At 48.1% G+C, this 23,749-nt stretch carries 29 protein-coding genes; 18 read left to right on the plus strand and 11 right to left on the minus strand.

The features are described 5' to 3' along the window. Nucleotides 1-49 precede the first annotated feature (49 nt). The 4 genes from cgtA to rplU form a co-directional block, all read right to left on the minus strand. The gene (cgtA, locus tag GBAG_RS17975) at nucleotides 50-1,222 is read right to left on the minus strand and encodes an Obg family GTPase CgtA (protein ID WP_034498833.1); all 1,173 of its coding nucleotides are present in this window, start codon (nucleotides 1,220-1,222) and stop codon (nucleotides 50-52) included. 16 nt (nucleotides 1,223-1,238) lie between these two features. Further along, nucleotides 1,239-2,204 (minus strand): DMT family transporter, encoded by a 966-nt coding sequence (locus tag GBAG_RS17980; protein WP_034498835.1) that lies wholly within the window; start codon nucleotides 2,202-2,204, stop codon nucleotides 1,239-1,241. 118 nt (nucleotides 2,205-2,322) lie between these two features. After that, complete coding sequence (gene rpmA / locus GBAG_RS17985) at nucleotides 2,323-2,580, minus strand: 50S ribosomal protein L27 (RefSeq protein WP_024549632.1); 258 nt, start codon at nucleotides 2,578-2,580, stop codon at nucleotides 2,323-2,325. Nucleotides 2,581-2,598: 18 nt separating this feature from the next. After that, the gene (gene rplU, locus GBAG_RS17990) at nucleotides 2,599-2,910 is read right to left on the minus strand and encodes a 50S ribosomal protein L21 (protein ID WP_034498836.1); all 312 of its coding nucleotides are present in this window, start codon (nucleotides 2,908-2,910) and stop codon (nucleotides 2,599-2,601) included. A 261-nt stretch (nucleotides 2,911-3,171) separates the two neighbouring features. Between rplU and ispB the strand changes: the two genes are divergently transcribed. Together ispB and sfsB are read left to right on the plus strand one after the other, a co-directional pair. After that, nucleotides 3,172-4,143, plus strand: coding sequence for an octaprenyl diphosphate synthase (ispB, locus tag GBAG_RS17995; protein WP_034498838.1), 972 nt, complete (start codon nucleotides 3,172-3,174; stop codon nucleotides 4,141-4,143). A gap of 224 nt (nucleotides 4,144-4,367) precedes the next feature. Next, on the plus strand, nucleotides 4,368-4,631 hold the full coding sequence (gene sfsB / locus GBAG_RS18000; RefSeq protein ID WP_034498839.1) for a DNA-binding transcriptional regulator SfsB: 264 nt from the start codon (nucleotides 4,368-4,370) through the stop codon (nucleotides 4,629-4,631). Nucleotides 4,632-4,680: 49 nt separating this feature from the next. Here the strand turns inward: sfsB and murA are convergent, their stop codons facing one another. The 7 genes from murA to mlaF all read right to left on the minus strand — a co-directional run bounded on the left by murA (nucleotide 4,681) and on the right by mlaF (nucleotide 9,497). Then, nucleotides 4,681-5,952 carry a UDP-N-acetylglucosamine 1-carboxyvinyltransferase gene (gene murA, locus GBAG_RS18005; RefSeq protein WP_034498841.1) on the minus strand — a complete coding sequence of 424 codons (1,272 nt, stop codon included), beginning with the start codon at nucleotides 5,950-5,952 and terminating at the stop codon, nucleotides 4,681-4,683. A gap of 53 nt (nucleotides 5,953-6,005) precedes the next feature. After that, nucleotides 6,006-6,260 carry a BolA family iron metabolism protein IbaG gene (gene ibaG, locus GBAG_RS18010; protein WP_034459734.1) on the minus strand — a complete coding sequence of 85 codons (255 nt, stop codon included), beginning with the start codon at nucleotides 6,258-6,260 and terminating at the stop codon, nucleotides 6,006-6,008. A 125-nt stretch (nucleotides 6,261-6,385) separates the two neighbouring features. Continuing rightward, nucleotides 6,386-6,688, minus strand: coding sequence for a lipid asymmetry maintenance protein MlaB (mlaB, locus tag GBAG_RS18015; protein ID WP_034498843.1), 303 nt, complete (start codon nucleotides 6,686-6,688; stop codon nucleotides 6,386-6,388). Then, on the minus strand, nucleotides 6,688-7,317 hold the full coding sequence (gene mlaC, locus GBAG_RS18020) for a phospholipid-binding protein MlaC (RefSeq protein ID WP_034498845.1): 630 nt from the start codon (nucleotides 7,315-7,317) through the stop codon (nucleotides 6,688-6,690). Before mlaC ends, mlaB begins: the two co-directional genes overlap by 1 nt. 18 nt (nucleotides 7,318-7,335) lie before the next feature. After that, complete coding sequence (gene mlaD, locus GBAG_RS18025; protein ID WP_034498847.1) at nucleotides 7,336-7,887, minus strand: outer membrane lipid asymmetry maintenance protein MlaD; 552 nt, start codon at nucleotides 7,885-7,887, stop codon at nucleotides 7,336-7,338. A gap of 4 nt (nucleotides 7,888-7,891) precedes the next feature. Further along, complete coding sequence (gene mlaE / locus GBAG_RS18030) at nucleotides 7,892-8,674, minus strand: lipid asymmetry maintenance ABC transporter permease subunit MlaE (RefSeq protein WP_034498957.1); 783 nt, start codon at nucleotides 8,672-8,674, stop codon at nucleotides 7,892-7,894. A gap of 7 nt (nucleotides 8,675-8,681) precedes the next feature. Beyond that, complete coding sequence (gene mlaF, locus GBAG_RS18035) at nucleotides 8,682-9,497, minus strand: phospholipid ABC transporter ATP-binding protein MlaF (protein WP_034498848.1); 816 nt, start codon at nucleotides 9,495-9,497, stop codon at nucleotides 8,682-8,684. A gap of 230 nt (nucleotides 9,498-9,727) precedes the next feature. Here mlaF and GBAG_RS18040 point away from each other — a divergent pair, with 230 nt between their 5' ends. From GBAG_RS18040 to GBAG_RS18115, 16 genes are all read left to right on the plus strand, one after another. Continuing rightward, nucleotides 9,728-10,705 (plus strand): calcium/sodium antiporter, encoded by a 978-nt coding sequence (locus GBAG_RS18040; protein WP_034498850.1) that lies wholly within the window; start codon nucleotides 9,728-9,730, stop codon nucleotides 10,703-10,705. 15 nt (nucleotides 10,706-10,720) lie between these two features. Then, the gene (gene kdsD / locus GBAG_RS18045) at nucleotides 10,721-11,707 is read left to right on the plus strand and encodes an arabinose-5-phosphate isomerase KdsD (RefSeq protein ID WP_034498852.1); all 987 of its coding nucleotides are present in this window, start codon (nucleotides 10,721-10,723) and stop codon (nucleotides 11,705-11,707) included. Between the two features lie 16 nt (nucleotides 11,708-11,723). Continuing rightward, nucleotides 11,724-12,290, plus strand: a complete 567-nt coding sequence (kdsC, locus tag GBAG_RS18050) for a 3-deoxy-manno-octulosonate-8-phosphatase KdsC (RefSeq protein ID WP_034498854.1) — start codon at nucleotides 11,724-11,726, stop codon at nucleotides 12,288-12,290. Then, nucleotides 12,287-12,862, plus strand: a complete 576-nt coding sequence (gene lptC, locus GBAG_RS18055) for an LPS export ABC transporter periplasmic protein LptC (RefSeq protein WP_034498856.1) — start codon at nucleotides 12,287-12,289, stop codon at nucleotides 12,860-12,862. Before kdsC ends, lptC begins: the two co-directional genes overlap by 4 nt. Further along, nucleotides 12,831-13,394: a lipopolysaccharide ABC transporter substrate-binding protein LptA gene (gene lptA / locus GBAG_RS18060; protein ID WP_034498858.1), complete on the plus strand. Its 564-nt coding sequence runs from the start codon at nucleotides 12,831-12,833 to the stop codon at nucleotides 13,392-13,394. Before lptC ends, lptA begins: the two co-directional genes overlap by 32 nt. A gap of 6 nt (nucleotides 13,395-13,400) precedes the next feature. Then, nucleotides 13,401-14,126 (plus strand): LPS export ABC transporter ATP-binding protein, encoded by a 726-nt coding sequence (gene lptB / locus GBAG_RS18065; protein ID WP_034498860.1) that lies wholly within the window; start codon nucleotides 13,401-13,403, stop codon nucleotides 14,124-14,126. 48 nt (nucleotides 14,127-14,174) lie between these two features. After that, nucleotides 14,175-15,608: an RNA polymerase factor sigma-54 gene (gene rpoN / locus GBAG_RS18070; protein ID WP_034498862.1), complete on the plus strand. Its 1,434-nt coding sequence runs from the start codon at nucleotides 14,175-14,177 to the stop codon at nucleotides 15,606-15,608. A 22-nt stretch (nucleotides 15,609-15,630) separates the two neighbouring features. Continuing rightward, the gene (gene hpf / locus GBAG_RS18075) at nucleotides 15,631-15,918 is read left to right on the plus strand and encodes a ribosome hibernation promoting factor (protein ID WP_034498864.1); all 288 of its coding nucleotides are present in this window, start codon (nucleotides 15,631-15,633) and stop codon (nucleotides 15,916-15,918) included. An 82-nt stretch (nucleotides 15,919-16,000) separates the two neighbouring features. Continuing rightward, nucleotides 16,001-16,492, plus strand: coding sequence for a PTS IIA-like nitrogen regulatory protein PtsN (gene ptsN / locus GBAG_RS18080; protein ID WP_034498866.1), 492 nt, complete (start codon nucleotides 16,001-16,003; stop codon nucleotides 16,490-16,492). Nucleotides 16,493-16,545: 53 nt separating this feature from the next. Continuing rightward, nucleotides 16,546-17,400 (plus strand): RNase adapter RapZ, encoded by an 855-nt coding sequence (rapZ, locus tag GBAG_RS18085; RefSeq protein ID WP_034498867.1) that lies wholly within the window; start codon nucleotides 16,546-16,548, stop codon nucleotides 17,398-17,400. Next, nucleotides 17,397-17,669 carry a PTS phosphocarrier protein NPr gene (gene npr / locus GBAG_RS18090; RefSeq protein ID WP_034498868.1) on the plus strand — a complete coding sequence of 91 codons (273 nt, stop codon included), beginning with the start codon at nucleotides 17,397-17,399 and terminating at the stop codon, nucleotides 17,667-17,669. The genes rapZ and npr overlap by 4 nt, the downstream gene beginning before the upstream one ends. Nucleotides 17,670-17,983: 314 nt before the next feature. Then, on the plus strand, nucleotides 17,984-20,005 hold the full coding sequence (tssI, locus tag GBAG_RS18095) for a type VI secretion system tip protein TssI/VgrG (protein WP_051873752.1): 2,022 nt from the start codon (nucleotides 17,984-17,986) through the stop codon (nucleotides 20,003-20,005). A gap of 4 nt (nucleotides 20,006-20,009) precedes the next feature. Next, on the plus strand, nucleotides 20,010-20,843 hold the full coding sequence (locus GBAG_RS18100) for a DUF4123 domain-containing protein (protein ID WP_051873753.1): 834 nt from the start codon (nucleotides 20,010-20,012) through the stop codon (nucleotides 20,841-20,843). Between the two features lie 2 nt (nucleotides 20,844-20,845). Continuing rightward, the gene (locus GBAG_RS18105) at nucleotides 20,846-21,349 is read left to right on the plus strand and encodes a DUF3304 domain-containing protein (protein WP_034498869.1); all 504 of its coding nucleotides are present in this window, start codon (nucleotides 20,846-20,848) and stop codon (nucleotides 21,347-21,349) included. A gap of 35 nt (nucleotides 21,350-21,384) precedes the next feature. Continuing rightward, nucleotides 21,385-21,903: a DUF3304 domain-containing protein gene (locus tag GBAG_RS18110; RefSeq protein WP_034498870.1), complete on the plus strand. Its 519-nt coding sequence runs from the start codon at nucleotides 21,385-21,387 to the stop codon at nucleotides 21,901-21,903. Next, a complete protein-coding gene (locus GBAG_RS18115) occupies nucleotides 21,900-23,738 on the plus strand; it encodes a DUF2235 domain-containing protein (RefSeq protein ID WP_034498871.1) in 1,839 nt (612 codons plus the stop codon). The genes GBAG_RS18110 and GBAG_RS18115 overlap by 4 nt, the downstream gene beginning before the upstream one ends. Nucleotides 23,739-23,749 lie beyond the last annotated feature (11 nt).

A 23,749-nucleotide genomic window follows, 5' to 3' on the forward strand; every position in this document is an offset into this window, starting at 1 on the left:
GAGACATAAAAAAGCCGGGAAATTTCCCGGCTTTTTATTAGATAACGTTTTATTTCTGATAGATGATTTCGACGCCTTCGTCGTCATCTTCATCCCAGTCGTCATCCCAGTCTTCGTCTTCCTCTGCTTCCACCGCATCGAGTTGCTGCTGATGATAATCATCCCACATAAACTCGACTTTCTCTGGCGCGACAGGTTGAAGCTCGGCAACTTTCGGGTTAGCAATGATAAAGTCCATCACATCCCAGCAAAGTGCATTAACGCCTTCGCGATTAACCGCTGAAATCAGGTAGTACTTCTCTTCCCAACCCATCGCAGTAGCAATTTCTTTCGCACGCGCTTCTGCGTCTTCTTTGCTCATCAAATCGCATTTGTTGAAGACCAACCAGCGTGGCTTCTCAGCAAGTTTCTCGCTGTATTTTTCCAGTTCACCAATGATGACACGGCCATTTTCAACCGGATCAGATTCATCAATTGGCGCGATATCGATGAGGTGCAATAACACACGGCAACGCTCAAGGTGTTTCAGGAAGCGAATACCAAGGCCTGCACCGTCAGCGGCACCTTCAATCAACCCTGGAATATCGGCAACCACAAAGCTCTTCTCGTTATCCATACGAACAACGCCAAGGCTTGGGATTAATGTGGTGAACGGATAGTCCGCTACTTTTGGTTTAGCCGCAGAGACAGAACGGATAAAAGTGGATTTACCCGCATTCGGCAAGCCAAGCATGCCGACGTCAGCCAGCAGCAACAGCTCAAGCTGAATATCACGCTTCTCACCCGGCGTACCCATGGTTTTCTGACGTGGGGTACGGTTTACAGAGGATTTGAAACGGGTGTTACCCAGACCGTGCCAACCGCCCTTAGCTACCATCAGCTTCTGACCATGCTGGGTCATATCACCCATGGTTTCGCCAGTGCCCTGGTCAATTACACGCGTACCTACTGGGACTTTTACGGTGATGTCTTTACCACGTTTACCGGTGCAATCACGGCTCTGGCCATTTTGACCACGTTCAGCGCGGAAAGATTTTTCAAAGCGATAGTCGATTAGGGTATTGAGGTTTTCATCCGCCTCAAGCCACACATCGCCGCCATCGCCGCCATCACCACCGTCCGGGCCGCCCCTGGGAATATATTTTTCACGACGGAAGCTAACGCAGCCGTTACCGCCATCACCTGCTACGACCAGGATCGTTGCTTCATCAACAAACTTCATTTTACTTCTCCGTAAATCATTCGCCCGAACGTTGTACTGGAAGAACAGCTTCGGTTTTGCGCCAACGTCCCCAAAGACGGTGACCAATGGCTGAATACATTGCACCTGCAACCACGACGAACGCGCCGAAATAACCCACGAGGTTAAGTATCGGCATGGCGAAGAAATCGGGCCAGGCTAACGCTAATAAATCTGAAAATAGCAAAGTAAACAGCGGGGTTAGCGTAATAATGGCGCTAACCTGTGCCGCCTGCCACCGTGCCATGGCTTCTGCCAGTGCCCCATACCCAACCAGTGTATTCAGGCCACAGAAAACTAAACATGCCAGTTGCCATTGACTGAGTTGGAAGACTTTATCCAACTGAGCCAGCGGCAAAAGCGCAAGAGTACATAAAGTGTACAGCAAAAAGAGGATCTGTTGCGAGGCCAGGCGGCGTAATAATACCTTCTGCGCCACACCATAGGTGACCCACACTGTCGCCGCCAGAACACCAAAAATCACCCCAAGGGTGTAATCTGTCAGGCGGGTAAAAATTTCTATCAGGCTAGTGTTAAAGAACATCACCAAGCCACAAAGCAGCATTATGGCGCCGATGACCTGTGTGCCGCGCATTTTCTCTTTAAGCACAACCACACTTGCCACCATCATTCCCACTGGGGAAAGCTGGCCAATAACCTGAGATGCCGTTGGACTCAAGTACTGCAAAGACGAACTAAACAGCAAGAAGTTACCGAACAATCCCCCCGTTGCGATGGCAAGTAATACCAACCAACGTGGTTTTCGGAACAGGCGCAAGGGCGGTAATTTCCCGCGTATAGCGAGAATAGTACCTAAACCCAAACTGGCCATCAGGAAGCGATAAAAGACGACTGTCGGCGGTTCCATTACCGTCAGGACTTGTTTCATCGCGATTGGCAAAGCACCCCAGCATATTGCTGTAGTCAGTGCCAACAGAATGCCAATGCCTGCCTGCTGTTTCATTTTCTATTCCTGCAACCCGAAATCTGAAGAATATACTTCATTGATTTACCGGTCGCAGAATGTAAAAAGCCCCGCAACGTGTTGCGGGGCTTTTATCCGTTACCGGGACGCGAAAAACTTATTCAGCAACGATGCTGATGAATTTACGGTTTTTCGGACCTTTAACTTCGAACTTAACTTTACCGTCAGTCAAAGCGAACAGAGTATGATCTTTGCCGCAACCTACGTTGGTGCCCGCGTGGAATTTAGTACCACGTTGACGAACGATAATGCTGCCTGCCAGAACTGCTTCACCGCCGAAACGTTTTACGCCCAGACGTTTAGCTTCGGAATCGCGACCGTTACGAGTAGAGCCGCCAGCCTTTTTATGTGCCATTTAATATGCTCCCCTGTATTAAGCGCTGATGCCGGTGATTTTCACATCAGTGAACCACTGACGATGACCCTGCTGCTTACGGTAGTGTTTACGACGACGAAACTTAACAATCTTAATTTTCTCGCCACGACCATGAGCAACAATTTCAGCTTTAACTACGCCGCCATCGACGAAAGGAACGCCGATTTTGATTTCTTCACCATTAGCGATCATCAGAACTTCTGCGAACTCAACTGCTTCGCCAGTTGCGATGTCCAGCTTTTCCAGGCGAATGGTTTGACCTTCGCTTACTCGGTGTTGTTTACCACCACTTTGGAAAACCGCGTACATATAAAACTCCGCTTTCCGCACGCACCTTACGTATGTTTCAGGTGGCGCTATAAATATTCACAATAGGGCGCGAATATTACGCAAAACGAGAGCCTTTGACAAGCCCTGTCATGAAACATGGTAGAAAAAAAACGCAACATCACACCAGCCGTTTATCTGCCTCGTTTTTTCAGTACAATCTGTACTACATTATTACTCCTCTACCCTCACGTGATTCCGTAAAGACATGTGGTAAACAGGACTTTAAGCCAGACTTTTGCGATGAATTTAGAAAAAATTAATGAGTTAACCGCGCAAGATATGGCGGGAGTCAATGCGGTCATCCTTGAGCAGTTGAACTCAGATGTCCAATTGATCAATCAATTAGGGTATTACATCGTCAGTGGCGGTGGTAAACGTATCCGTCCAATGATCGCCGTTCTTGCTGCTCGCGCGCTGGGTTATCAGGGCAACGCGCATGTCAATATTGCTGCGCTCATTGAGTTTATCCATACCGCAACGCTGCTGCATGATGATGTGGTGGATGAATCAGACATGCGCCGCGGAAAGGCTACAGCCAATGCCGCATTTGGCAACGCTGCCAGCGTATTGGTGGGTGATTTTATTTATACCCGTGCCTTCCAGATGATGACGCAACTCGGCTCGCTCAAGGTACTTGAGGTCATGTCCGAAGCGGTAAACGTGATTGCCGAAGGTGAAGTTCTGCAATTGATGAACTGCAATGATCCCGATATTACAGAAGAAAGTTACATGCGGGTGATTTACAGCAAAACGGCACGTTTGTTTGAAGCAGCCGCGCAATGTTCCGGTATTTTGGCCGATGCCACTGAAGAGCAAGAGAAAGCATTGCAGGACTATGGTCGTTATCTGGGAACCGCTTTCCAGCTGATTGACGACCTGCTTGACTACAGTGCCGACGGGCAAACGCTGGGCAAGAATGTTGGTGATGACCTGAATGAAGGCAAACCGACTCTTCCGTTGCTGCACGCAATGCGTAACGGTAATGCAGAGCAAGAAAAAATGATTCGTGAAGCCATTGAGCAAGGCAACGGGCGTCATTTACTTCAACCCGTACTGGATGCGATGGCGGCCTGTGGTTCTCTCGAGTGGACTCAATTACGCGCAGAGCAAGAAGCGGATAAAGCGATTGCGGCTTTAGCCGTTCTTCCAGAAAGTGAGCATAAAGAGGCTTTAATTGCTCTTGCTCATATGGCTGTTCAACGCGACCGTTAAACTTCCTGGCGCGCCATTTTAATGGCGCGTTAAGTTTCCAATAAATTTATCCACCACCTCGCTCGCTCACCTCATAGCAATCTGTTTTCATTGATTTTCATTCACTTTGTGTGGGCTCACGCAGATTTAATTTTTTACGTTATTTATTGGAATCTTTTGGGTGATTGTCATGTTATAAATGCTCTTGAGTAAACCGGTAAAACGAAGCGGTTTCAGGGAGAAACATGGAAAGTAAAAATTCTGACTGGCACCCAGCAGACATCATCGCAGGGTTACGTAAACGGGGAACATCTCTGGCAGCTGAATCAAGGAAAGCAGGCCTGAGTTCATCGACGCTGGCTAACGCGTTGACGCGCCCCTGGCCCAAAGGTGAGTTAATCATCGCACAAGCGTTAGATATTTCGCCGTGGGTAATTTGGCCCTCTCGTTATTACGATCCGCAAACCGATCAGTTTATTGATCGAGCTTGTTTGATGCGTAAACGATAAAAAAACCGGGCAAGCCCGGTTTTCTCTTTTTGAGTATCAGCAGAAAAATTTATTCGCCGCTGCCACTACCTTTCACGCGTTCAATCTGCGCACCTAACGCTTGAAGTTTATCTTCAATGCGCTCGTAGCCACGATCGATGTGGTAAATACGGTCAACAACTGTCGTTCCTTCGGCGATACAACCCGCCAGAACCAGGCTTGCCGAAGCACGCAGATCTGTTGCCATCACTTGCGCACCAGACAGTTTTTCAACGCCGTGGCAAATCACGGTATTGCTCTCGATTTCTGCATGAGCGCCCATACGGATAAGCTCAGGAACATGCATGAAACGATTTTCAAAGATGGTTTCAGTGATAACGCCCGTACCTTCAGCCACCAGGTTCAACAGGGTAAACTGAGCCTGCATATCGGTTGGGAAACCAGGGTGTGGTGCAGTACGGATTGTCACGCCTTTTGGACGTTTGCCGTGCATATCCAGGCTCACCCAGTCTTCGCCAACTTCTACATCAGCGCCAGCTTCGCGTAGTTTCGCCAGCACGGCATCAAGCGTGTCTGGTTGAGCATTACGGCAAACAATTTTGCCACCAGAAATGGCCGCAGCAACCAGGAAAGTCCCGGTTTCAATACGGTCAGGCACGACGCGATAAACACCGCCACCGAGGCGTTCAACGCCCTGGATAGTAATGCGGTCAGTACCTGCACCGGTGATTTTCGCACCCAGAGTATTCAGGAAGTTCGCCGTATCAACGATTTCCGGTTCGCGGGCAGCGTTTTCGATGATGGTGGTGCCTTCAGCAAGCGTTGCAGCACTCATGATGGTAACAGTAGCGCCAACGCTTACTTTATCCATCACGATATGCGCGCCTTTCAGACGGCCATTAACGGAAGCTTTAACGTAGCCTTCTTCCAGTTTGATTTCCGCACCAAGCTGTTCAAGACCTGTAATGTGCAAATCGACTGGACGTGCGCCGATTGCACAGCCACCAGGTAAAGAAACCTGACCCTGGCCAAAACGTGCAACCAACGGCCCAAGCGCCCAGATAGAAGCACGCATGGTTTTCACCAGGTCGTACGGCGCACAGAAAATATTAACTTCACTGGCGTCGATCCACACTGAACCGTTACGTTCAACTTTGGTACCCAACTGGCTTAACAGCTTCATTGTGGTATCAATGTCTTTCAGTTTTGGAACGTTTTGAATCTCAACTGGCTCTTCGGCCAATAGAGCGGCAAAGAGGATCGGCAGAGCGGCATTCTTCGCCCCGGAGATCGTCACTTCACCACTCAGTCGGGTTGGCCCGTGAACTCGAAATTTATCCATTGAAACTGCTCTCTATTAAATTCAAATCGTTACAACCCGCCGTGGCGAATTGCTCAAAAACCATTAAGTTTACGATCGCGATCCCACTCTTGCGGAGTATAGGTCTTGATGGAAACCGCATGAATACGGTTATCTGCAATCAGTTCCATCAATGGCGCATAAACTGTTTGTTGCTTCTTCACGCGACTTAACTCGGCGAATAACTCACCCACCGCAATCACCTGAAAATGGCTGCCATCGCCTGAGACGTGGACTTCCTGTAGGGGCAGTGCGTTCATCAGCACTGTCTGAATTTCATGATTTTCCATGGGATATAATTCGTCGATTAATGAAACAAGCCACACATCTTAGAGGAAAGTGGCGCTGGCTTAAATAAGCAAAAAGCCCCTGATCTAATTAGATCAGGGGCAATGATAGTAACGCTATGAAAACACTAGCCTGCAAAAGCAGGAAGGATGTCTTCAGGTAGGTTATAAAGTTTGGTCAAAGTCTGAAGGTTATCGCTAGCACCCTGAAGCTCAACCTCCACATTTTGGCGTCGAGCAAAGGCCACAAGATGAATCAGCAGCGCTAAACCTGAGGTATCTACGCGCGAAAGGCCTGAAAGATTCAAAACCTTGATACCCGCCATGATTTGCTCACGCTGACGCCATAACGGCCCCACGGTATCGCTGTCCAACTCACCTGTCAGATGCAAGGTTTCAGATTCACACTGCCAGCTAAGCTCGTCGGCCATTACTTTTTATTTTCCAGAGTGATTGGCAGTTTAGAGATTGATTGCAGTTGAGCCGTCAAACCTTCAATCCCTTTGGTGCGTAGGATATCGCTCCACTCATTTTGTTTGGTGGTGATCATACTTACACCTTCAGCAATCATATCGTAAGCCTGCCAGTTGCCTGTCTGGCTGTTCTTACGCCACTGGAAATCAAGACGCACCGGTGGACGCCCATTCGGGTCAATGATAGTGACGCGAATAGCAATAATGGTGGCATTACCCAGCGGTTGCTCTGGGGCGATTTGATAAGATTGCCCGTTATACATAGCAAGTGCCTGGCCGTAAGCCTGTTTCAGATACTCTTCAAATGCTTTGAAATAGGCTTCACGCTGCGCAGGCGTTGCATCTTTATAGTAACGACCTAATACCAGCGCACCTGCGTATTTAACCTGCACATACGGCAGAAGCTCCTGACCCACGATCTCGCGCAGATAGTCAGGATTTTGACGGATTTTAGGTTGTTCGTTTTTGAGACGATCAAACGTTTTTTGCGCCGCTTCGCCCATCAGCTTGTAAGGATTGCTCTGATCCACGGCATGCGCCAGCGGTGCGATAACCAACATAGCAATCATAATAAGTCGTTTAAACATAACACTCGTCCTCTTAGATTAGTGCGTCGTGCCAGGCTGTGGCTCTGCGCTATTATTCTCTGAATTCTGCGAAGGGGTATCCCCTGAATTCTTATTATCACCATTGCCGCTCTTATACAGGAACTGACCAATCAGGTCCTCCAGTACCAGCGCTGATTTAGTGTCCTGAATCGTACCGCCTTCTTTAAGGATAGATGACCCAAGCTCAGGGTCATCAAAACCGAGGTTAAGGGCAAGATATTGCTCACCCAGTAAACCCGAGGTGCGGATCGCCAGCGAGCTGGTATCCGGGATGCGGTCATAGCGTGTTTCGATATCCATGGTGACGCGAGGTAAGTACGTTTTCGGATCAAGTGTAATATCGTCAACACGACCAATCACCACACCACCGAGGCGCAGCGGAGAACCCGTTTTCAGGCTACCGATGTTATCGAAAGTCGCATATACCCGGTATGTTGGCTCACTGCGTAACGAAGTGACATTTGCCACTTTCAGGCACAAGAAGACGATGGCAGCCAATGCGATAATTAAAAATGCGCCAACCCCAGTTTCAAATTTCTTAGTTTGCATGAACTTAATTCCCAAACATCAGTGCTGTGAGCACAAAATCCAGACCTAAAACGGCCAGTGAGGCATGCACAACGGTACGTGTTGTTGCCCGGCTAATCCCTGCGGACGTAGGAATGGCATCGTAGCCATTGAATAATGCAATCCAGGTCACTGTTATCGCGAACACCACACTCTTGATGACACAGTTAACCAGATCGGTACGCCAGTTGACGGCATTTTGCATCGCAGACCAGAAGAACCCTGCATCAATTCCCTTCCAGTTAACGCCAACCAATGCGCCACCCCAGATACCCACAGCGACAAAGATAAGCGTCAGCAGTGGCAACGAAATGACACCGGCCCAAAATCGAGGTGAAACGACGCGACGCACCGGGTCAACCGCCATCATCTCCATACTCGAGAGTTGCTCTGTCGCTTTCATCAGGCCAATTTCCGCAGTCAACGCTGAACCTGCGCGCCCGGCAAATAAAAGAGCTGCAACAACAGGCCCAAGTTCACGCAGTAGCGACAATGCGACCAACATGCCGAGACTTGATTCCGCACTATAAGTTGTCAGAACTAAATAACCTTGCAGACCAAGAACCATGCCGATGAATAGGCCTGACACAATGATGATTAGCAGCGACAAAACGCCTACATTGTAAATCTGGCGAATGAGTAATGGCGCATGTTTGCGGAATTCCGGTTTCCCCACCACCGCATTAACAAGCATTATCCCGGCCCGGCCAAATGACGCGCAGGTTTTCAATCCCCGCCGCCCGAACGATGCCAGTGCATTAAAGAGCATGAGCAACTTAACTCCCTGTTTCTGATAATAAGTCATCCCGATAATCCGCTGCCGGATAACGGAACGGTACAGGTCCATCGGCAATACCATCGAGGAATTGACGTACACGTGGATCGCTATTTTCACGCAAAGCTGTTGGAGTCCCTTCGGCTACTATGTGCTGATCCGCCGCAATATAGGCATAATCGGCAATGCTAAGCACTTCAGGCACGTCGTGGGAAACTACAATACAGGTCACACCCAACGCACTGTTTAATTCTGAAATCAGTTTTACCAATACCCCCATAGTAATAGGGTCCTGGCCAACGAATGGCTCATCAAACATAATCAAATCGGGTTCGAGTGCGATGGCACGGGCAAGTGCTGCCCGTCGGGCCATACCGCCAGACAGCTCGTTAGGCATCAGTTTAGCGGCTCCACGTAATCCAACCGCTTCAAGCTTCATCATCACGGTGCTACGCAGCAACTCTTCCGGTAAGCGGCGGTGCTCCCGAAGAGGATATGCAACATTTTCAAAGACATTGAGATCGGTAAACAGCGCGCCGGATTGAAACAGCATACTCATGCGTTTGCGAACAGTGTATAAACGTGAGCGCGACATCGCGGGTACATTTTCACCGTCAAACAGGATTTCACCGCTGTCGGGCTGAATTTGTCCACCGATCAACCGCAGTAGTGTTGTTTTACCAATACCTGAAGGCCCCATGATGGCGGTAATCTTGCCACGCGGCACGTTCAGTGAAATATTGTCAAAGATGCGCCGACTGCCGCGGGTAAAACTAACACCGCGAATTTCGACCAGATTCGTCTGCGCCTGGCTCATCATCTTTCCTTTTATCAAGTTCACGGACGAGGCATTGAACGGAAACTCAGTTCCAACCCATCATTTTTACAGAATATTACCCGTCCCGATTAGCGAAAACTGGCATTTGTTTTACTTTTCTGCCGCATAAAGTCAGAATTAAGAATTATGCTCAGCCCTACAGATCTGTACGCTCTGCCGGTACTTTCACAGCACAAGACCGGCGATTATACCTGAATAAAGGATTTTGAATGCTGTTAGCTACAGCTCTGTTAATCATTGGTTTGCTTTTGGTCGTCTATGGCGCCGACCGGCTGGTGTTTGCCGCGTCCATTCTTTGCCGTAGTTTTGGGGTTCCACCACTGCTTATCGGTTTAACAGTCGTCAGCATCGGGACTTCGTTGCCTGAACTTCTCGTCGCAAGCTCTGCCGCCCTTCATGGTCAATTGAATCTGGCGGTGGGGACAGCACTGGGTTCGAATATCACCAATATTCTGCTGATTCTCGGCTTAGCGGCGCTTTTACACCCATTTACCGTGAATTCCGATATTCTTCGTCGCGAATTGCCCCTAATGTTAGTCGTCAGTGCAATTATTGGCTGGCTGCTTTTTGATAATCAGTTAAGCCGCGTCGATGGCTTAATTTTGATTGCTGTAGCGATAGCGTATCTGCTGTTTACCATTAAAATAGCACGCCTCGCCGGACATGAAGGCTCTGACAATTTAACGCGCGAGCAACTGGCAGAACTTCCCAGAGAAGGTAATCGCCCTGTTGCGTTTTTATGGCTGGCCGTCGCCCTAATCATTATGCCGATGGCGACACGCATGGTTATCGATAACGCCAGCGTGCTGGCTCATTACTTTGGTGTGAGCGAATTAGTGATTGGCCTGACGATTATTTCGGTCGGCACGAGCCTGCCAGAGTTAGCCACGACGATCGCTGGAGCCCGTAAAGGTGAAGATGATATTGCGATTGGTAATATCATTGGCTCGAATATTTTCAATATTGTTCTGGTGCTGGGCATTCCGGCGTTAATCGCGCCTGGCGAAATAGACCCGCTCGCTTTTGCTCGGGACTATTGGGTCATGTTGATTGTTAGTGCCATTTTCGCCGTACTTTGCTGGCGTAAGCGTCGCTCTATCGGCAAGACTGCTGGTGCTCTGTTAACATGTAGCTTCTTCGTATGGATTGCGGTGCTGTGGTTACTTGCATCACCGGTCGTTGGGTAAAACGGAACGGAAATTATGTCACAGATTAATTTACAACCGGGTTTTGACTTTCAACAAGCAGGCAGAGATGTCCTGAAGATCGAACGTGAAGGCCTGGATCAGCTTGAGCAATACATCAATTCAGATTTCACGCAAGCCTGTGAAAGAATGTTCTATTGCCAGGGCAAAGTGGTCGTTATGGGCATGGGCAAGTCAGGGCACATCGGTAAAAAGATGGCCGCGACGTTTGCCAGTACCGGCACACCTTCGTTCTTCGTCCATCCTGGTGAAGCCAGTCACGGCGATCTCGGCATGGTGAGCGCGCAAGATATTGTCATCGCTATTTCAAACTCTGGCGAGTCGAACGAAATTCTGGCGCTGATCCCCGTTCTCAAACGCTTGCATGTGCCACTCATTTGCATCACCAGCCGTCCCGAAAGTTCGATGGGGAAAGCGGCGGATATCCATCTGTGCGTGAAAGTGCCACAAGAAGCCTGCCCGCTGGGCCTGGCTCCGACATCAAGCACCACTGCCACATTGGTCATGGGTGACGCACTTGCTGTTGCGATGCTCAAAGCCCGCGGCTTTACCGCAGAAGATTTTGCACTTTCTCACCCAGGCGGCGCATTGGGTCGTAAACTGTTATTACGTGTCAGCGACATCATGCACAGCGGCGATGAAATACCGCATGTCAGTAAAGATGCTTCATTGCGTGATGCACTGCTGGAAATAACGCGTAAAAATATGGGGATGACCGTAATCTGTGATGACCTGATGAAAATCGAAGGGATCTTCACGGATGGTGACTTACGTCGTGTCTTTGATATGGGCGTAGATCTCCACACCCTGAATATCGCAGATGTCATGACCGTCGGCGGAATTCGCGTTCGCCCAACAGTCCTGGCGGTTGATGCATTGAATTTGATGCAGTCTCGCCATATTACCTCGGTATTGGTTGCAGATGGCGACCAACTACTCGGTGTGGTACATATGCATGACATGCTACGCGCAGGCGTGGTTTAACAAAGGATTAGCCTTAATGAGTAACCATGAAGCGTCTCTTGCCACTTGTTATGGGCCGGTAAGTGCGCGCGTTATGGAGCGGGCCGCTAATGTGCGCCTGCTCATTTTAGACGTTGACGGTGTGATGTCTGATGGCCTGATTTATATGGGCAACAGTGGCGAAGAGCTGAAAGCATTCAATGTGCGTGATGGCTATGGTATTCGCTGTGCGCTGACATCAAATATAAACGTCGCGATTATTACCGGTCGTAAAGCAAAATTGCTTGAAGACCGCTGTGAAACGCTGGGTATCAAGCATCTCTATCAAGGTCAGTCCGATAAGCTTGTGGCTTTTCAGGATCTTTTAGATAAGCTCGCAATCCCAGCTGAACACGTGGCTTATGTGGGTGATGATTTAATCGACTGGCCTGTGATGGCAAAAGTCGGTTTGAGCGTTGCGGTATCGGATGCACATCCTTTACTCATTCCTCGTGCCGACTACGTGACGCGTATTGCTGGCGGCCGTGGAGCAGTGCGTGAAGTCTGCGACTTGCTGTTACTGGCACAAGGTAAGCTTGATGAGGCCAAAGGGCTATCTATATGAGTAAGACCAGACGTTGGGTTATCATCCTGCTTTCATTGCTGGTGCTGATTTTGATCGGTGTGAATCTGGTCGACAAAGACGCCGTTGCGCCTCCAACAGTGAACACGAATGAACCAACCTATAAAAGTGAACATTCCACGACTCTCGCCTACAGTCCTGAAGGGGCTTTAAATTACCGACTGGTTGCTGAGCACGTTGAATATTTTTCCGAAACCGCCGTTTCGTGGTTCACCAATCCGGTGATGACGCAATACGACGAAAACAAAGTCGCCACCTGGTCATTACGAGCAGATCGCGCCAAACTTACTAACGATCGGATGCTGTATCTGTATGGGAATGTGGTGCTTACAGCTCTGACGCCAGATTCGCAGCTACGCAAAATTACCACGGATAATGCGCAGGTTAATTTAGTCACTCAGGATGTTGCCTCTGATGACCAGGTAACCTTGTACGGAACCAGCTTTAACTCCACCGGCCTCAAAATGCGTGGTAATTTACGCAGCAAAAATGCCGAGCTGATTGAAAAGGTTAGAACATCCTATGAAATCCAGAATAAACAAACTCAGCCGTAATTTAGTACTGACCAGTACGCTTTTAGCCGCCAGTTTTTCGGCATTTGCGCTGACCGGTGATACCGATCAGCCGATTCACATTGAATCTGACCAACAGTCGCTGGATATGCAAGGCAACGTCGTCACCTTCACCGGCAATGTGGTTGTGACGCAAGGTAGTATCAAGATTAATGCCGATAAAGTCGTTGTCACACGCCCCGGCGGCGAGCAAGGTAAAGAAGTGATTGATGGCTACGGTAATCCAGCCACTTTCTATCAGATGCAAGATAGCGGCAAACCCGTTAGCGGCCACTCATCGACTATGCACTATGAGCTGCAAAACGATTTTGTCGTGCTGACCGGCAATGCCTATCTGGAGCAGGTCGATAGCAATATCAAAGGCGACAAAATTACTTACCTCGTTAAAGAGCAGAAAATGCAGGCCTTTAGCGAAAAAGGTAAACGCGTTACGACCGTTCTGGTTCCTTCTCAGTTGCAGAAAAAAGACGGCAAGGCTCCGGCACCCGCCCCTGCGCAGAAAAAGAGTAACTAATTCGTTATGGCTACTTTAATTGCAAAAAATCTCGCGAAAGCCTACAAAGGCCGCCGCGTTGTAGAAGACGTCAGTCTGACCGTTAAATCAGGTGAGATTGTCGGTTTGCTCGGCCCTAACGGTGCAGGGAAAACCACCACTTTTTATATGGTGGTCGGTATTGTTCCGCGTGATGCGGGCAACATTATTATTGATGATGAAGACATCAGCCTGCTGCCGCTTCATGCACGTGCACGACGTGGCATTGGGTACTTGCCTCAAGAAGCGTCTATTTTCCGCCGTTTAAGCGTGTTCGATAACTTAATGGCCGTGCTGCAAATCCGCGATGATCTTTCTACCGAGCAGCGTGAAGACCGCGCTAATGAGCTAATGGAAGAGTTCCACATTGAGCATTTGCGTAATAGCCTCGGGCAATCTTTGTCCGGTGGTGAGCGTCGCCGTGTTGAAATTGCTCGCGCATTGGCTGCAAATCCAAAATTTATTCTTTTGGATGAACCTTTTGCAGGTGTTGACCCAATTTCCGTTATCGACATCAAGCGAATCATCGAGCATTTACGCGACAGCGGGCTTGGGGTGCTGATAACTGACCATAACGTACGCGAAACGTTAGCCGTATGTGAACGCGCTTACATCGTAAGCCAGGGCCATTTAATCGCCCATGGCACTCCAGCTGAGATCCTGGAAGACGAGCATGTTAAACGCGTGTATCTGGGCGAAGAGTTCAGACTCTGATAGGGTAGGAATAATTAACGATTACACCTGAGGAAGTTCGCTCTGAATATGAAGCAAGGTTTGCAATTACGGCTCAGCCAACAACTTGCTATGACGCCACAGTTACAGCAGGCAATTCGTCTGTTGCAGCTGTCGACGTTAGAATTACAGCAGGAACTTCAGCAAGCACTGGAAAGTAACCCGCTGCTTGAGCAAACCGATCTGCATGAAGAAATTGAAACTCAGGAAGTTCGTGAAAATGAAGCGTTAGATACTCGTGAGGCACTCGAACAAAAAGAGATGCCCGACGAGTTACCGTTGGACACCAGCTGGGACGAAATTTACACCGCAGGTACGCCATCGGGAACCGGAACTGACTATATAGACGACGAGTTACCGGTTTATCAGGGAGAAACCACCCAGTCACTCCAGGATTACCTGATGTGGCAGGTCGATCTCACCCCGTTTTCTGATACCGACACCGCGATTGCAACGTCTATTGTTGATGCCGTTGACGAAATGGGCTATCTGACCGTTTCGCTGGATGAAATTCTCGAAAGCATGGGTGATGAAGAAATCACCCTCGACGAAGTGGAAGCGGTGCTCAAACGCGTGCAACGCTTCGATCCTGTCGGCGTCGCCGCACGCGACCTTCGTGATTGCCTCCTGATACAGCTTTCACAATTCGCGCGGGAAACACCTTGGCTAGCCGAAGCTCGCCTTATTGTTAGCGAACATCTCGACTTGCTCGCCAACCATGATTTCCGCAGCCTGATGCGCGTCACGCGTCTGAAAGAAGAAGTACTGAAAGAGGCGATGTGCCTGATTCAGTCGCTTGATCCTCGTCCGGGCCAGTCCATTCAGACCAGCGAACCAGAGTATGTAATCCCTGATGTGTTGGTCAAAAAAACTCAGGGCCGCTGGACGGTAGAACTCAACGCCGACAGCATCCCACGTCTAAAAATAAATCAACAGTACGCTGCTATGGGCACCAATGCCCGCAATGACAGCGACTCACAATTTATTCGTAGTAACCTGCAAGAAGCGAAGTGGCTGATCAAAAGCCTTGAAAGCCGCAATGATACCTTGCTGCGGGTTAGCCGCTGCATCGTTGAACAGCAACAAGGCTTTTTTGAGTTCGGTGCAGAGCATATGAAACCGATGGTTCTTGCTGATATCGCCCAAGTGGTCGAAATGCACGAATCCACTATTTCCCGCGTGACCACGCAAAAGTATTTGCACAGTCCGCGAGGCATTTTTGAATTGAAGTATTTCTTCTCAAGTCATGTCAATACCGAGGGCGGCGGTGAAGCCTCCTCCACGGCTATTCGGGCTTTGGTGAAGAAATTAATTGCTGCGGAAAACCCTGCGAAACCGCTGAGTGATAGCAAGTTAACGACTATGCTATCGGATCAGGGGATCATGGTGGCACGCCGCACTGTTGCGAAGTACCGAGAGTCTTTATCCATACCACCGTCAAACCAGCGTAAACAACTGGTGTGACTTAACCGATAAGGAAGACACTATGCAGCTCAACATTACAGGACAAAACGTCGAAATCACTGACGCACTGCGCGATTTTGTGAGCACGAAGTTTGCCAAACTGGAGCAGTACTTCGATAGGATTAACCAAGTCTATATTGTGTTAAAAGTGGAAAAAGTCACGCATATTGCCGACGCAACACTTCATATCAATGGTGGTGAAATACATGCCAGCGCTGAAGGGCAGGATATGTATGCAGCGATTGACGGTCTGATTGATAAACTGGCGCGCCAGTTAACCAAACATAAAGATAAACTAAAACAACACTGATAATCCAGGCAACGGTTTTGGCATTCACGGCTCGTTACGGAAGTAACGAGCCGTTGCCACAACAGAGTGCTTAGGTGAACTTATGATGAACAACGATTCTGCTCTACAACTTAGTAATGTCCTGAACAAAGAATGTACCCGTAGCAATGTACATTGCCAAAGTAAGAAGCGTGCGCTGGAAATTATCAGTGAACTCGCGGCGAAACAGCTCGGTCTGCCACCTCAAGTCGTTTTTGAGGCGGTACTGACGCGTGAGCGAATGGGTAGTACCGGTATCGGCAATGGTATCGCCATTCCTCACGGAAAACTGGAAGAAGATACCACCCGCGCCGTAGGGGTGTTTATTAAACTGGAAACCCCTATCGCGTTTGATGCTATTGATAATCAGCCGGTCGACCTGATGTTTGCGCTACTTGTTCCGGCCGATCAGACAAAAACACATTTGCACACTTTGTCTTTGGTAGCAAAACGTCTCGCGGACAAAACGATTTGCCGACGCCTGCGTTCAGCGCAGAGCGATGAAGAGCTTTATCAGATCATTACCGAAACCGAACATGGTAGTGAAAGTGAATAATCTGGCTGCGGTCATGTGCGTGCCACAGCAAGAGAAGTTGGGGGAGTGATAAAATGGTGCTGATGATTGTCAGCGGCCGCTCTGGTTCAGGGAAGTCTGTAGCCTTGCGTGCACTAGAAGATATGGGATTCTACTGTGTAGATAACCTGCCAGTGGTGCTGTTGCCTGATCTTGCCAAAACTCTCGCAGAGCGACAGATTTCTGCGGCAGTCAGCATCGACGTGCGTAACATGCCGGAAAACCCGGAAATTTTTGAACAGGCGATGACCAATCTACCTGATTCATTTTCTCCACAATTGCTGTTCCTCGATGCCGATCGCAACACGCTGATTCGTCGTTATAGCGACACACGTCGTTTACACCCGCTTTCCAGTAAAAACTTGTCGCTGGAGAGTGCGATTGATGAAGAAAGCGATCTGCTGGAACCGTTGAAATCCAGAGCCGATTTAATCATCGACACCTCTGAAATGTCGGTGCATGAACTCGCGGAAATGCTGCGGACTCGTCTGCTCGGCAAGCGTGAACGTGAATTGACGATGGTCTTCGAATCCTTCGGCTTTAAGCACGGCATTCCGATTGATGCAGATTACGTATTTGACGTGCGCTTCCTGCCAAACCCGCACTGGGATCCAAAACTGCGTCCAATGACGGGTCTCGACAGGCCTGTTGCAGCGTTCCTTGATCGTCATACCGAAGTACACAACTTTATCTACCAGACGCGTAGCTATCTTGAGCTTTGGTTACCGATGCTGGAAACCAACAACCGCAGCTATTTGACTGTAGCGATTGGTTGTACTGGCGGTAAACACCGTTCGGTTTATATTGCAGAGCAGTTGGCAGACTATTTCCGCTCACGTGGGAAAAACGTGCAGTCCCGTCACCGTACGCTGGAAAAACGCAAACCATGACCGTAAAACAAACCGTTGAGATCACCAATAAGCTGGGCATGCATGCGCGCCCGGCTATGAAACTATTCGAACTTGTGCAAAGTTTTGATGCCGAAGTGATATTGCGTAACGAGGCTGGCACCGAAGCCGAAGCTAATAGTGTCATTGCACTACTGATGCTGGATTCAGCCAAAGGTGGCCACATTGAAATTGAAGTCACCGGGCCTGAAGAAGAACAAGCATTGAACGCTGTTATCGCGCTGTTCAATGCAGGTTTTGACGAAGATTAACTTATTACGTATTTTGATATTTATCCTTAGAAATACTTAAATGTTTATACAGCCACGCTAATTAACACAATCAACTTATTATATTTAATAGGTTGATTGTCAGCCTCCTCCTTTAATTTTACATATAAAAACTATCAATCCTATAGTTTATATTCACCTCCCAAATACCCCGCAAATTAATCTTATTACAAACATATCTTATCGTTGCTTAAATTTAAAAGCCTATCAATACTCAGCGCACCAATATACTTGCATCTATTTTTATTCCGATAAAAACGATGTATCAATGGTGTGATGATAAAAGGATTTATATTATGGCCTCAGACGGCACCCGCTTTACCTTCATCGCGGGGCGCACTCCTGCGGACACCTTCGCGGTGGTGGGCTTTAAATTAAAGCAGTCTCTCTCTTCCCTGTTCAGCCTGGAGATCACCGTCGCCTGCAATGACCCGGCGATTGGCTTTAAAGCTATTCTCGATGAATTCGCGCTGCTCACCATCTGGCAGGGCGATGTGATCAAGCGCCGGGTGCGCGGTATCGTCACCTTCTGCGAGCAGGGCGATTCCGGCAAACACCAGACGCTCTACCGCATGACGGTACGCCCCGAGTTCTGGCGCAGTTCACAACGGCAGAACTGCCGCAGTTTTCAGAACTACGACATCCAGTACATCTTCGCAAAGCTGCTCAAAGAAATGCGTATCCGCACGCATGACGCCCTGTTGCGTCGTCCGCATCCGGCGCGGGAATTCTGCGTGCAGTTTATGGAATCGGATTACGATTTCATCGCCCGCCTCGCCGCCGAAGAAGGCATTTTTTTCTTCGAGGATGAATATCTCGATGACAGCGACCAGAAACTGACCTTCACCGATGACCGCTGCAACCTGCGCGGCCTCGGGGCTTTCCCGTACAACCCGAATGCCGCCTCGGAATCGTCCACCTACTGCATCAACACCTTTCGCCGCAGCGCGCAAATCCGCCCGGCAAAAGTCACCACAAAGGATTACACCTTCACCGCCCCCGGCTGGCAGGCGCAGTACCAGGAAGAAGGGGCAGACCTGTCTTATCAGCGTCCGGACTATGAAATTTTTGACTATCCGGGGCGTTTTAAGGATGAACAGCACGGTGCGGACTTTGCGAAATATCAGATGGACGGCTGGCGTAATAACGTCGATTTTGCCAGCGGCACCAGCAACTCCCCGCAGCTCCAGCCGGGGCGCTGGTTCACCCTCACCGACCATCCGCGTGAGGATTTAAACAGCCCGTGGCAGGTGGTGTCGAGCGAAATTTCCGGCAACCAGCCGCAGGCGCAAATCGGCAGTTCAGGCCAGGGCACCACGCTCACCAACCGCTTTTATGTTATTCCGGCCACCCAGACCTGGCGCCCGACACCGTTGCCGAAACCGCTGGTGGACGGCCCGCAAATCGGCATTGTCACCGGTCCGGCCGGGGAAGAAATCTACTGCGACGAGCACGGACGTGTGACGGTGAAATTTGCCTGGGACCGCTATAACAAAAGCAACGAAGAAAGCTCGTGCTGGGTGCGCGTCTCCCAAGCGTGGGCAGGCACCGGCTTCGGCAACATCGCCATTCCGCGCGTCGGCCAGGAAGTGATTGTCGATTTCCTCAACGGCGACCCGGACCAGCCCATCATTACCGGGCGAACCTATCACGCCGCTAACCGCTCCCCGGGCGACCTGCCGGGGACTAAAACCCAGATGGCGATACGCTCGCAGACGTATAAGGGTAATGGCTACAACGAATTAATGTTTGACGACCAGACCGGCCAGGAACTGCTGTCGATGCATGCCCAGAAGGACATGAGTCGGATAGTCAATAATCGAGATGCTTTCTGGGTAGGTGAAAATCAGCTGATGCATATCAAAGGCGAAAATCATTTACGAGTTGAAAGCGAAAAACGTGATTTAGTTAAAGAAGATTACTCACTCACTGTTTCACAGACTCTTCATATTAAAACTGAAGAAAATATGCTGATAGTAAATGGCAGTGAATATCACGTCAAAGCAGGCAGTAAAGTCACACTTGATGCAGGATGCGAGTTAACACTACAAGCCGGTGGTAACTTTATAAAAATTGACGCCAGCGGCATCCAAACCAGTGCAATTGTAAATATGGGGATGGGTTCTCCGGGTAAGGGTACTGAATGGAATGGGCAACTCCCGGATGAACTCACGCCTTCTCAGGGAAAATTAACATTGGGAAAAAATAAGGCCGAATCGTCTGATATGACGGTTCGGCCTGAACTCGAAGAAGATATATGCCTGGAATGCATGATGAATTCAATGCGTGAAGATTCGGCAATAGTGGGTGGAAACTAACATAATGATACTGTCTGAATTACTCATTGTCAGCCATATGGCTAAAGAGGCTACTGCTTCATCGTATGCATTATTTGAAGCTGGATTAGTTGAAAATAAAGTGCTGCGAGAAATATGCGCATCTGCGAGTGACCGAATGAGATCTCTCTTTATTCACCCACAACTTGAATCATTAGTGTCCGTTGGTCCATGGCTTATAAAGATTACTGACCTGAATGACACTATTCCAGACGTTCTGGATAAACAAGGTGCGCTGAGAGGGATCATCATTTCCAGCCTTGCGTTACCACAACTGGCAGAGCAATTATCCTGGGGATGTATCGTAAAATCTCCTGATGATAAAGGTCTGTTGTTGCGATTCTATACGCCTTATGTATTACAGCATTTATCGCAACGTAACGATTTAAATGGATATTCGGCTCTTTTTAACGGGATCGATAAATGGTTTGTTCCCAATATGGATCAACAATGGTGGCCATTATCTTTAACACCAGCTTTAAACACCGAATATGATAAGACCCACAAAACCATTGAACTCGATCAAGCTCTTTGGGAATTATTAAACGGTGACACCGACGTCAGCGCCTTGTTAAGAATCTGGATACAACAACCACAGAGTAAACATTTCCCAGCATGTATTCAGCGTGCAATGGTTCATAAGGCGCTCAATAAAGCTCAACAAGCGGGGTTATCACGACCCATTGATAAAAAAATATACGCCCTGCATTACTTGAGCGGCGGAAATAAAGAAATTCAATCATCTGATATGACTCGAGCACTCGAAAAAGTTACAGCGGGAAATATCACTCTCACCGAAGCACTGCTTCAGGAGACTTAACTATGAGTCTACTTTCTCGACTGGAAAAAATAGATGCTTCATTAAATCGTTTCTGGGCTCGCTGGAGTCGCTGGTTACGCAGAGGGTTAATTCTTCTGGTTGTCATCTGGGGGGGTAATCTTGCCTGGGCGGTATTTTTTGGTCCACCGACTGGAGGTGTTGCACTGATCATTCATAGTGAGATAGATCGTCCTATTCTTGGTTTTAGCGTTAATGGTGTCGCGGGGGGAAATGCTTTTGCACATGGGGGAGGTGCTCTTACATGCTGCGGAACAATTGAAGGTGATACTGCTGAAGTTATATGGACACTGGATATAACTCATTCTCAATATTTACAAGGAATGCGACTGGAAAAACGCCTTAAAACTCTGCCATTGCCGGAAAGAAAATGGGGAGAAGACAATTTGCATGTTCATTTCCTGCCAAATGATCAGGTCAAACTGGGGTGGAGTCGTGATGCATGGTCACCCTTTGAAATACGGCCCGAAATAAAGACTAAGAAATAAATAAAGGACAGAGTGATATTAAGGATCTCAAAAATATGAATTTACTTTCCCGACTAGAAAAAATAGATGCGGCGCTGCATCGCTTTTGGGCACGCTGGAGCCGCTGGATGTGCAGAGGGTTAATTCTACTGATAATAATCTGGGGTCTGAACCTTGCCTGGGATGTCTTTTTTGGGCCACCGACTGGAGGTGTTGCACTGATCATTCATAGTGAGATAGATCGTCCTATTCTTGGTTTTAGCGTTAATGGTGTCGCGGGTGGAAATGCTTTTGCACATGGGGGAGGTGCTCTTACATGCTGCGGAACAATTGAAGGGGATACAGCTGAAGTTATATGGACACTAAGTACTACACGCACACAATATGATGCTGGTTTGCGTAAAGAAACCCGCCACAAAACTCTGCCATTGCCAGAAAGAAAATGGGGGGAAGACAATTTGCATGTTCATTTCCTGCCAAATAATCAGGTCAAACTGGGGTGGAGTAGTGATGCGTGGTCACCCTTTGAAAAGCGGCCAGAAAACAGGAATAAAAAAGGGAATAATACTAAATGAACAAGGAACAAATGATTGCGAGTGCCAACCGGGCGCAACAGAATGAAGATAGCCATTCAAACTCTTGTGGCCGTACCTGGCACCTGGGGTTATTTTTTGATGGTGTGGAACGTAATATTGAACAAGATGCAATAGAACATCGACTCAGTAATGTTGCACGTCTTTTTCGGGCATACCCGGATAGCAGCTCAAATACGAACAATTCCTGCTTTGATAAATTTTATTTTTCAGGTCTGGGTACTCCTTTCAAAGAGGAACTTTCTGCAAAACTACATGCAGCAATGGATGTTAGTATTGATAAATTTATTGATGAAGTTAAAAGCATTCCAAAAGATGCTATTGAGGACTCAGCCAAAGAAGTATTAAGCAAATCCTGGTATGAAATCCTGGATAATCAATTTAAGAAACTTTGTAACCCTTTCGAATGGAAAAAGGTCACTACCGCTGCAATGGGTAAGATCATGACTAAAGTTAGCATTGAGTCAACACCATGGTTACGAGATAGCAAAATTATGTCAACTATGTTTCTAACAGGTGTTGACACCAGAGTTTCATCAGCGAAAACTCGTTTTGAAAATTTCTTTAAAAAAATCAACAGTAATAGCGCACTCCCTATAAAAAACATTTCCATTTCCATTTTTGGTTTTGATCTTGGTGCTACCCTCGCGCGAAAATTCATCGATGATCTACTTAAAGATATTTGCCAAAAAGAAGTGACAAAAGATGTACCAGTAAAATATTTATATAACAAAGTTCCAGTAGATATAATATTTGCTGGTTTTTTTGATTGCTCACGCCATAGCCCTGCTAGTAGCAATAATGGGTTGGATTATTATGTCGCTTTGCTGGGTACTCCAGGAAAAAGCGTAAGTCTTTTTATGGGAGATAAATCTATCGACCAGGATACTCCCTTACCTTCGATGGTGCGCAATGCTCTACATTTGGTTGCTGCGCATGAGCGTCGCCCATGGCGTGGAATCTATTCTTTGGGTAAGGGGAACTGGCAAGAAATATTGCTACCCGGAAGTAGTGAAGATATTGGTGGCGGATTACTGCCTGATGAACAAAAACCCAGTGCTGAATTATGCAGGGTGGCCCTGCATCAAATGTACCGTACCGCATATATGGCTGGCGTACCTTTCCCTGATTATCAAACTTTGCCCGAGCTATCAGCGACGGTTGCAAATTATTTTTATATGAACGACACCATTGAAGGCCGTTCGGCACAATACTGGGCAAAACGCTATCAGTCTATCATCGGCTACCAAACACTCAGTACTCATGCCCAAAATGCTCATCTTGACAGCTATTTTAACTGGCTTAGTCAACAGTACTATTTGTATTGCACAGAGCTGCAAAGAATAGATGCGGAAAAAGCAGACATTATGAGCACCATAACATTATCGACAGAAGACCCCGAATTACGGAAAAAAATAGCAGACAATCATCTTGCCAGAGAAACGCTGAAAAACAATTGGGGTTGGCTGGATGATGTTAAAGATCAGGCGCGCTGGTTTATTAATAGTGTGATGACAAACCCTAATGAGACACGAATGCGAGTGGCCCCAAAGATTTATATTCCTGCATTCAGGCGGGCAAAAAAATTTCTGGAATACAGCGTTTGTGCTTATCAGCAAAAACCTATGCCTGCCTCAACAGATAACGCCCCAGAGGAAATTTTTACTTGGCTGGTTCACGATATTCAAAAAGTTGATCCGGCCTCCTCAATTAGTGTGGATTTCCTGGCTATTCGCTCATTCGAAGTACCTGAAGCAGAAGAAGACGAACCAGAAGCCGAGTCTCCAGCTGAAAACTCAACACCCGCCAATGCCTAAGAAAATAATTC

The sequence above is a fragment of the Buttiauxella agrestis ATCC 33320 genome (assembly GCF_000735355.1).
Lineage (GTDB): Bacteria > Pseudomonadota > Gammaproteobacteria > Enterobacterales > Enterobacteriaceae > Buttiauxella > Buttiauxella agrestis.

What these genes read in the sequence shown, in the direction of transcription:
- ispB (WP_034498838.1), top strand. Translation starts at nt 3,172, where the DNA reads ATGAATTTAGAAAAAATTAATGAGTTAACCGCGCAAGATATGGCGGGA.
- rpoN (WP_034498862.1), top strand. Translation starts at nt 14,175, where the DNA reads ATGAAGCAAGGTTTGCAATTACGGCTCAGCCAACAACTTGCTATGACG.
- mlaD (WP_034498847.1), bottom strand. Translation starts at nt 7,887, where the DNA reads ATGCAAACTAAGAAATTTGAAACTGGGGTTGGCGCATTTTTAATTATC.
- hpf (WP_034498864.1), top strand. Translation starts at nt 15,631, where the DNA reads ATGCAGCTCAACATTACAGGACAAAACGTCGAAATCACTGACGCACTG.
- tssI (WP_051873752.1), top strand. Translation starts at nt 17,984, where the DNA reads ATGGCCTCAGACGGCACCCGCTTTACCTTCATCGCGGGGCGCACTCCT.
- kdsD (WP_034498852.1), top strand. Translation starts at nt 10,721, where the DNA reads ATGTCACAGATTAATTTACAACCGGGTTTTGACTTTCAACAAGCAGGC.
- lptC (WP_034498856.1), top strand. Translation starts at nt 12,287, where the DNA reads ATGAGTAAGACCAGACGTTGGGTTATCATCCTGCTTTCATTGCTGGTG.
- rplU (WP_034498836.1), bottom strand. Translation starts at nt 2,910, where the DNA reads ATGTACGCGGTTTTCCAAAGTGGTGGTAAACAACACCGAGTAAGCGAA.
- mlaB (WP_034498843.1), bottom strand. Translation starts at nt 6,688, where the DNA reads ATGGCCGACGAGCTTAGCTGGCAGTGTGAATCTGAAACCTTGCATCTG.
- sfsB (WP_034498839.1), top strand. Translation starts at nt 4,368, where the DNA reads ATGGAAAGTAAAAATTCTGACTGGCACCCAGCAGACATCATCGCAGGG.
- GBAG_RS18100 (WP_051873753.1), top strand. Translation starts at nt 20,010, where the DNA reads ATGATACTGTCTGAATTACTCATTGTCAGCCATATGGCTAAAGAGGCT.
- ptsN (WP_034498866.1), top strand. Translation starts at nt 16,001, where the DNA reads ATGATGAACAACGATTCTGCTCTACAACTTAGTAATGTCCTGAACAAA.
- rapZ (WP_034498867.1), top strand. Translation starts at nt 16,546, where the DNA reads ATGGTGCTGATGATTGTCAGCGGCCGCTCTGGTTCAGGGAAGTCTGTA.
- ibaG (WP_034459734.1), bottom strand. Translation starts at nt 6,260, where the DNA reads ATGGAAAATCATGAAATTCAGACAGTGCTGATGAACGCACTGCCCCTA.
- mlaE (WP_034498957.1), bottom strand. Translation starts at nt 8,674, where the DNA reads ATGCTCTTTAATGCACTGGCATCGTTCGGGCGGCGGGGATTGAAAACC.
- lptA (WP_034498858.1), top strand. Translation starts at nt 12,831, where the DNA reads ATGAAATCCAGAATAAACAAACTCAGCCGTAATTTAGTACTGACCAGT.
- GBAG_RS18115 (WP_034498871.1), top strand. Translation starts at nt 21,900, where the DNA reads ATGAACAAGGAACAAATGATTGCGAGTGCCAACCGGGCGCAACAGAAT.
- mlaC (WP_034498845.1), bottom strand. Translation starts at nt 7,317, where the DNA reads ATGTTTAAACGACTTATTATGATTGCTATGTTGGTTATCGCACCGCTG.
- cgtA (WP_034498833.1), bottom strand. Translation starts at nt 1,222, where the DNA reads ATGAAGTTTGTTGATGAAGCAACGATCCTGGTCGTAGCAGGTGATGGC.
- mlaF (WP_034498848.1), bottom strand. Translation starts at nt 9,497, where the DNA reads ATGAGCCAGGCGCAGACGAATCTGGTCGAAATTCGCGGTGTTAGTTTT.
- GBAG_RS18040 (WP_034498850.1), top strand. Translation starts at nt 9,728, where the DNA reads ATGCTGTTAGCTACAGCTCTGTTAATCATTGGTTTGCTTTTGGTCGTC.
- npr (WP_034498868.1), top strand. Translation starts at nt 17,397, where the DNA reads ATGACCGTAAAACAAACCGTTGAGATCACCAATAAGCTGGGCATGCAT.
- kdsC (WP_034498854.1), top strand. Translation starts at nt 11,724, where the DNA reads ATGAGTAACCATGAAGCGTCTCTTGCCACTTGTTATGGGCCGGTAAGT.
- rpmA (WP_024549632.1), bottom strand. Translation starts at nt 2,580, where the DNA reads ATGGCACATAAAAAGGCTGGCGGCTCTACTCGTAACGGTCGCGATTCC.
- GBAG_RS18105 (WP_034498869.1), top strand. Translation starts at nt 20,846, where the DNA reads ATGAGTCTACTTTCTCGACTGGAAAAAATAGATGCTTCATTAAATCGT.
- GBAG_RS17980 (WP_034498835.1), bottom strand. Translation starts at nt 2,204, where the DNA reads ATGAAACAGCAGGCAGGCATTGGCATTCTGTTGGCACTGACTACAGCA.
- murA (WP_034498841.1), bottom strand. Translation starts at nt 5,952, where the DNA reads ATGGATAAATTTCGAGTTCACGGGCCAACCCGACTGAGTGGTGAAGTG.
- GBAG_RS18110 (WP_034498870.1), top strand. Translation starts at nt 21,385, where the DNA reads ATGAATTTACTTTCCCGACTAGAAAAAATAGATGCGGCGCTGCATCGC.
- lptB (WP_034498860.1), top strand. Translation starts at nt 13,401, where the DNA reads ATGGCTACTTTAATTGCAAAAAATCTCGCGAAAGCCTACAAAGGCCGC.